We start from the raw sequence: 6,727 nt of genomic DNA on the forward strand, positions 1-6,727 counted from the left end.
CCACCTCGAGGAAGACGACCCCATGACCCTCTCCCGTCGGCCCCGGCGCGCCCTCCCCTCCGCGGTCGCCACCCTGGCCGCTGCTCTCGCGGTCACCGCGATCTCCGCGCCTCTCGCCGGGGCCGCCACCGGTTCCGGTTCGCTCGGCGGCTCGTCCGGCCCCGCCGCGCCGGCGACGCCCCTCACGCCCCCTGCCCCCGTGGCCCCCGTCGAGGTGCTGACCGACCTCACCGTGAGCGCCGACCTGACCTGCGGGATCCGCTCGGCGGCCGACGGGCTGAGCCTGTTCGCCACCCCCGAGGCCTGCGCCACGCTCGTGCTCGTCGACGATCGCCTGTTCGGCCCCGCGGACATCGGGTTCGAGGCGTACGAGCCCCTCCTCCAGACCGAGTCGGGCGCCGGCACCGCCGCGGACCCGCGGGTCATCCGCACCGTCGTCGGCGTGGGTGCCGCCGACACCGGCCTGACGCTGACGCAGGTGGATCGCGTCGTCGACGGCACCGTCGGGTACTGGACCGACATCACCGTGGACAACGCCTCCGGCGAGGACCGCGGCGTGAAGGTCTACCGCGCCGTCGACTGCTTCCCGGAGGGCACCGACGGTACCGGTGCGCTCTATGGCCGGTCCGTCGCCTGCGTCGACGCGGCCGGGCGCCGGATCGCGTTCACCAACCTCACCGGCGGCGCGTCACGGCAGGCGGGGTTCTACAACGACATCTGGGCCGCGCCGATCATCGGGATCGACTTCGACGACACCGCCGGCGGCGACGTGCTGGACAACGGGATGGGACTCAACTGGTCGGTCACCGTCCCGGCCGGGCGGTCGGTCGAGCTCCGGTCGCGGTTCGAGCTCGACCAGCTGCCCTGACCGCCGGGGGCTGGGCTGACCGCCGAGGTCAGTTCAACCCGGCGTAGGAGTGCAGGCCCGAGACCACGATATTGATGAAGAACAGGTTGAACACCAGCACCGCGAAGCCCGCGATGTTGATCCACGCCGCCTTCTTGGGGCCCCAGCCCGACGTCGCGCGGGCGTGGAGGTAGCCGGCGTAGAGCACCCACGAGATGAACGAGACGGTCTCCTTGGGGTCCCATCCCCAGAACCGGCCCCACGCGCTCTCCGCCCACACGGCGCCGAGCAGGATGCCCACGCCGAAGACCGGGAAGCCGATGACCGTGGCGCGGTACGCCAACCGGTCGAGGGTCTCGGCGGCGGGCAGCGGACGCGCCAGGCGCGCACCCCAGCCGGACTCCTGCCCCTGCGGCTGCCACACGCGGATGAGGTACATGATCGACACGACGCCCGGGATGAGCAGGATGCCCGAGCCCAGCGAGATGATCGTGACGTGGATCGGCAGCCAGTACGACCGCAGCGCCGGAACCACCGGGGCGGCCTCGGAGTACAGGTGCGTCCCGCCGAAGAACAGCAGGACCAGCACCGGCACCAGCATGAACGGCCACGCCGTCTGCAGTGCGGGCTTGCGCAGGAACACCAGCCCGGCCCCCACCGCGAGCAGCGTGGTGCCGAGGATGAACTCGTACATGTTGCCGAACGGGAACCGGCCCGTCGCCAGGCCGCGGGTGATCATCGACCCGGCGTGGAACAGGAACGCCACCACGATGAACAGCTGCGCGATCCGCGCCCACCGCACGTTGCCCTCGGAGGCGCGGTTCTCGTCACCGGTGTCGGTGAGCGACGTGGACTCCGTCAGCCCGACGGGCGTTCCGTCGGCCGCCCCGCGCCCGGCGGCGACGAGCTGCTGGTGCGCGACCTTGGGGACACGGAACCCGGCGTAGTAGATCAGCGACGCGATCAACGCCAGGGCGTAGATGCCGAACGCCGTCCGGAACGCGAGGTCCGAATACGTCGAGAGGGTCTCGTCGACGGGCAGTCCCTGCGCGAGGGTCCAAGTGATCACCGGGTGTCGTCCTTCCGCACGTCGTCGCCGGCGGTGCCGCGACTGGTTGAAGTGTGGCCCTTGTCAGCGTCACCCGGCAACACGGGTGTGACGGCCGCCGCCGCGACGAGCCGGTCGCGGAGCTCGTCGAACTCGGTGCCCCAGCCCGAGCGGTCCGTCTTGGCGAGGCCTCCCAGGTCGACGCGGGTGACCCCGTCGTCGTCGACCCCCACCCTCGCCCAGATGCGCCGGCGCCGCACCATCAGGCTCAACACCAGGCCGCCCATCATCACCGCGGCGGACACGCCCACCCAGATCTGCGTGGGGTCCTCGGAGACCTGGATGTTGATGAACTCCTCGGCGCCGTCGAAGCGGACCTCGGTGCCGTCGGCGAGCGTCGTGGACTCGCCGGGCTTGAGGTTGACGCGCGCCTCGCGGTTGAGGACGCCGTTCTCGATGAGGTCCGGGTCGAGGGAGAAGATCGACTGCGGGCGGCCCGTGTCCAGGCCAGCGTCGCCGCGGTAGACGTCGATCGCCACCGCCGGGTCGTCCATCCGCGGGAACCGCGAACTCAGCAGGGTGCCGTCGAACTGCGCGGTCGGCGCGAAGAGGCCCTGGATGGCGATCTGCTGCGTGCGCCGCTCGAACAGGTCGGGGTACAGGCCGGCCGGCGGGTCGAAGCGCATGATGCCCGAGGAGAGGAACGTCTGCAGCTCGGTCGGTTGCCAGTGCTGCGTGTCGGTCCGCGTCTCGCCGTTCGGGAAGGTCACCGTGAACGTCGGCGCGTACCCGTGGCCCTGGAGGTAGACGCGGGTCGAGCCGATGCGCAGGGGGTGGTTGACGCGCATCTCGTACGGCTCCCACGTGGCCGGGTCGGTGGTGGTGACCTCTTCGCTGTAGCGCACGTTGGAGGTGAACATCTCGGCCTGGCCGTTGGGCAGGTAGTCGGCGCGGAAGTCCTCGATCTTGATGCAGAACTGTTCGAGGTCGGTGCCGTCGACGAGCAGGCCGGCGCGGAACGAGTCGTACGCGCTGGGGGTGGTGTTGCAGAACGCCGGCGACTCGGCGTTCGCGACGATCACGCGCATGCCCTCGGCGTACACGAACTTGCCGGCCGCGAACATGATGAGCAGCGCCAGCAGGCCGAAGTGGAAGACGATGTTGCCGACCTCGCGGGAGTACCCGCGCTCGGAGGACAGTTCGATGGTGCCGGGGACGCGGCCGTCGCCGTCGTTGCGGCGGACCCGGCCCTTGAGCTCGCGGCGGACCTGCTCGGCGGCCTGCTCGGGGGTGGCCGTGGTGCGGTACGCGGCGTGGTGCGGCAGGCGCGACAGGTTGCGCGGCGTGAGCGGCGGCGGGGTGCGCAGCTGCTTGACCAGGTCGATCGAGCGGGGGGTGAGGCAGCCGACGAGCGAGATGAACAGCAGCACGTAGATGGCGGTGAACCACCAGCTGGAGAACACGTCGAACAGTTGGAGGCGGTCGTAGAGTTCGCCGAGCCAGCCGTTCTCGGCGATGTACTCGTTGACGTTGCCCTCGTTGAGGCTGCGCTGCGGCAGGAGGGCGCCCGGGACCGCCGCGACGGCCAGCAGGAACAGCAGGATGAGCGCCGTGCGCATGGCGGTGAGGGTGCGCCACGCGTTGCGGAGGAAGGCGGTGACGGCAGCGGTTCTGGGCATGGGGTCCATCTGCGGGTCGCGGCGCGCCGACTGCTCGGCGCCGGTCGCGTACAGGCTAGTCCGGTGATCCTGAGTGGATCCTGGCAGGGTGTGGGGCGTTGCCGACGGTGTGGCGGGGGTCTCCGTGGCCGCTCGGTCCGGTGCCGGATCGCTCCCCGCCCCCTCTCCCGTTCGCGGGCTACTGTGCCTTGACTACGGTCCCTTCGCGCCGCCGCCGGTGTAGTCGCGGCCGAGGGTGCGGCCGCGGTACGGCGCGGCGCCGTTCTCCCCACCTGACTGTGCCGGTTCGTCCACGGTCCGCCCGAGCACCGCGGGTGCGACTTTGACGGGGTCGCCGATGATGGCGGTGGTGTTGGTGGCGTTGGTCAGGTAGCCGGCCGGGGTGTGGCCGCGACGGTCCGAATTCTGTCCGGCCCCGGCCGCGCCCATCATCGCGCCCATCGGCATCGCCCCTGCTCGCGGACCGTTGGCCGTACTGGTCGACGACGACGAGCCCATCGTCCCCGGGCCCGTTCCCGCCGTCCCTCCGGGGGCGGAACCGGCGCCGGGCACCCCGGCGGTCGGGCCGCCCGCCCCGGGTCCGGCTGGCCCGCCGGCTGCGTATCCCGCCAGCGTGCCGGCGCCGCCCATCCGCGAGGCCCCCGCACCCGCGGCTGCGGCGCCACCGCCGCCCACCAGCCCGGCGGTCGAGCCGAACCCGCGATCACGGCCCCGGTTCTCGGTCCCGCCGCGCAGGCCCCGGATCCCGCCGGCCCCCGCACCCCCGGCGGGCTGGCCGGCCGTGCCGGTCACCGGGGCCATGGGCGCCGCCGCCGCGGTCGTGGTCGCGTTCACGCCAGCACCCGCCCCCGCGTTACCGGTGGCCGCTCCCGATGCGCCGCCCTCGGCCGCTGCGGCTCGCGCCGCCAGCAGTGCCTGCTCGGTCGCCGCGTCAGTCGGCGCGACCGGCTGGCCCACCTCCGCGGCCGTCGCGCCGGGGCCAGGCTGTCCGCCGCCATCCACTCCCGCTCCTGCTGCGCCCGCGCCCGCCCCTGCTGCGGCGGCCAGCGCGGCGGGGTCCGGGGTCGCGGGCCGGGCGGGACGGACGACGCCGTCGGTGTTCCAGATGCGGGCGAGGTAGATGCCCCCGGGCCCGCCCAGCGCGGACGTCGCGACGACCCGGTAGGCGGAGGTGAAGTCCAGGTCGTCGAGGTTGGCGTCCATCACCGCAGGGCTGTACTCGGTGTTGACGATCGCCCGGGCCTGCTCCTCGGCCGCCTGCCGCTGTGCCTGTGCCCGCGCCGCTGCCGGCAGTCCCGCCGGCCCGAGCTCGCGACCGGACAGCTCGGCGGCCTTCGCCTGCATCGCCTGCTCGGCGATATTCGTGCGCGTTACGGCGAAACCCTCTTGGGCTCTCTGTGCCTTCGCCGCGACTCGTCCGAGCTCCCCGGAGAGCGCGACCGCGGACGTCACCAGACCTCGCACCGAGTCCTGGGCACTGGCGGCGAACTCGCCTTGCCAGCCGCTGCCCAGGACGTTGTCCAGATCGGCCTGCAGCTGAGTCGCCGCCGATTCCAACACCTCGGACACCGTGGTGGCCCGCGCGGAGATCTCGTCGAACTGGTCGGGTTGCAACGCCTGCGCACACGAGGCGATCCGGTCCAGCGGCGAATCCGACACGTCCTCCGGCCCCACCCGTCCGTAGCCGCCCATCACGCACGCATCCTCGAGGATGAACCCCTCGGACCCGCTCGCGTGAATCAGCCCCAGGCTCTGCAACCCGGCTGGTTCCTCCGCGGCCTTCGACAACGCCCCCGCCAACTCCTCGTCCTGCGCCTCGATCAGCCCACCCGCGGCGGCGAACAGCATCGACATGGCGCGGGCCTGACTCGCGAAGCCGTCCAAAAGCGTCGCCAGGTCCTGGTCGACGAACAGTGAATAGACAGTGCCGAGCTGTCGAGCCGTTTCGAACGAGCCACTCGAGGACGACTGCGAGCGGAGACTGTAAGCCCTAGACGCCTTGGAGATCTGCTCCTCGAAAAGCGAGCATGCTTGCAGGCAGCTTTCGGCGGCACCAGGATCAAGATGAACTCTCATTGGAAGTCTCCCTCTGGGATGAGAGGCACAAGCGGTTCAATAGCTCTGCCGATCACCGAGCACGCGTCGGCAGTGCGCTCCCCTCTGAATTCGTTGAGCGCATTAGTCAAACCGAGCTCAAACCACACTGTGCCTTGCGAGGTGAAGAACAACTGCAGGCATGTGGAATTGAATGCGTCAGTCGATTTCGATAGACGCATCCCCTCGCGGCCTATGACCTCGGCCGACTCATCGCGAAGATCAAACATCTCGTCCGACAGATATTCTTCTCGAGACTTCCAAGTCGACAGAACCGTGAAGTGAGCCTCCGCAGATTCCCACCCGCATGAAATCAATTCATCGGGTCGGTGATTGAAGAACTCCTCTACAGGCTGGACCGGTGCTCCGAGACCCCCCTCCACCGCCTCAATGGGGATCTGGGCACAGGGGTCGAAGAGGGCGGGCCTCTGCTCGATCGGCAGATCCCACGGGTTGCCCGACTCCTCCGCGGCGGCGGGACTCGTCGTCGTCGACGTCGGGCCTTCCTCCCCGTCCGCCGACGCGCACCCGGACAACACCACGCCGGCAGCGACCAGCGCCGCGCCCAGAGCTCCACTTCTTCCCACACCCGGTACGACGCGCCGCCCCGCCGGACGGTTCCATCTCGGCCCATATATCCTCCGCCCCTTCGACCGCGGGACCGAACAGGTGGCGACGTCGCAGTGGCGTGGGCTCACACCCGGTGATCTTTGCAGCAGACGCAACGCCGCGGGGGCACCATCGACCGTGGGCGAGGCTCGACAGTATCGACCGACGCGCGGGGCGGCGATGGGCCGCGAACCGAGCCGGCATCCTGCCGGGCGACACTCGCTGTACAGCGTGCCCAGCTTTCGCCCGCGTCACCTGCGGTGACGGGGTGTGTGTCGTACCCGGATGATCCAATCGAACACATGAGCGACACGGTGAGAGGCGCGAGCGCGGCGGCCGCTGCCCCGGGCGGGGAGCTGACCGCCGTGCTGCGCGCGCTCGACGCGCACCTGCGCCGCGACTGGTCCACGGTCCCGGCCGCCGAGCTGCACGCCGAGGTGGTCGCGCTGG

5 protein-coding genes are annotated in these 6,727 nt (G+C 71.0%); 1 reads left to right on the forward strand and 4 read right to left on the reverse strand.

Annotation, left to right across the window (positions count from 1 at the left end; translation table 11 throughout):
• Positions 1-22 precede the first annotated feature (22 nt).
• Positions 23-868 carry a hypothetical protein gene (locus tag RWK90_RS06350; protein ID WP_314035894.1) on the forward strand — a complete coding sequence of 282 codons (846 nt, stop codon included), beginning with the start codon at positions 23-25 and terminating at the stop codon, positions 866-868.
• A gap of 28 nt (positions 869-896) precedes the next feature.
• On the opposite strand, the gene ccsB is transcribed toward RWK90_RS06350, so the two are convergent.
• The 4 genes from ccsB to RWK90_RS06370 form a co-directional block, all read right to left on the reverse strand.
• Positions 897-1,916, reverse strand: a complete 1,020-nt coding sequence (ccsB, locus tag RWK90_RS06355; protein WP_314035896.1) for a c-type cytochrome biogenesis protein CcsB — start codon at positions 1,914-1,916, stop codon at positions 897-899.
• The gene (locus RWK90_RS06360; protein ID WP_314035898.1) at positions 1,913-3,574 is read right to left on the reverse strand and encodes a cytochrome c biogenesis protein ResB; all 1,662 of its coding nucleotides are present in this window, start codon (positions 3,572-3,574) and stop codon (positions 1,913-1,915) included. The genes ccsB and RWK90_RS06360 overlap by 4 nt, the downstream gene beginning before the upstream one ends.
• A gap of 192 nt (positions 3,575-3,766) precedes the next feature.
• Entirely contained in the window at positions 3,767-5,428 is a 1,662-nt protein-coding gene (locus tag RWK90_RS06365) for a hypothetical protein (protein WP_314035900.1), read from the reverse strand.
• Between the two features lie 218 nt (positions 5,429-5,646).
• Complete coding sequence (locus RWK90_RS06370; protein ID WP_314035902.1) at positions 5,647-6,255, reverse strand: DUF3558 family protein; 609 nt, start codon at positions 6,253-6,255, stop codon at positions 5,647-5,649.
• Between the last annotated feature and the right edge of the window lie 472 nt (positions 6,256-6,727).

Source organism: Dietzia sp. CH92, from assembly GCF_032248695.1.
Lineage (GTDB): Bacteria > Actinomycetota > Actinomycetes > Mycobacteriales > Mycobacteriaceae > Dietzia.

What these genes read in the sequence shown, in the direction of transcription:
- RWK90_RS06350 (WP_314035894.1), top strand. Translation starts at nt 23, where the DNA reads ATGACCCTCTCCCGTCGGCCCCGGCGCGCCCTCCCCTCCGCGGTCGCC.
- RWK90_RS06360 (WP_314035898.1), bottom strand. Translation starts at nt 3,574, where the DNA reads ATGCCCAGAACCGCTGCCGTCACCGCCTTCCTCCGCAACGCGTGGCGC.
- RWK90_RS06365 (WP_314035900.1), bottom strand. Translation starts at nt 5,428, where the DNA reads ATGTCGATGCTGTTCGCCGCCGCGGGTGGGCTGATCGAGGCGCAGGAC.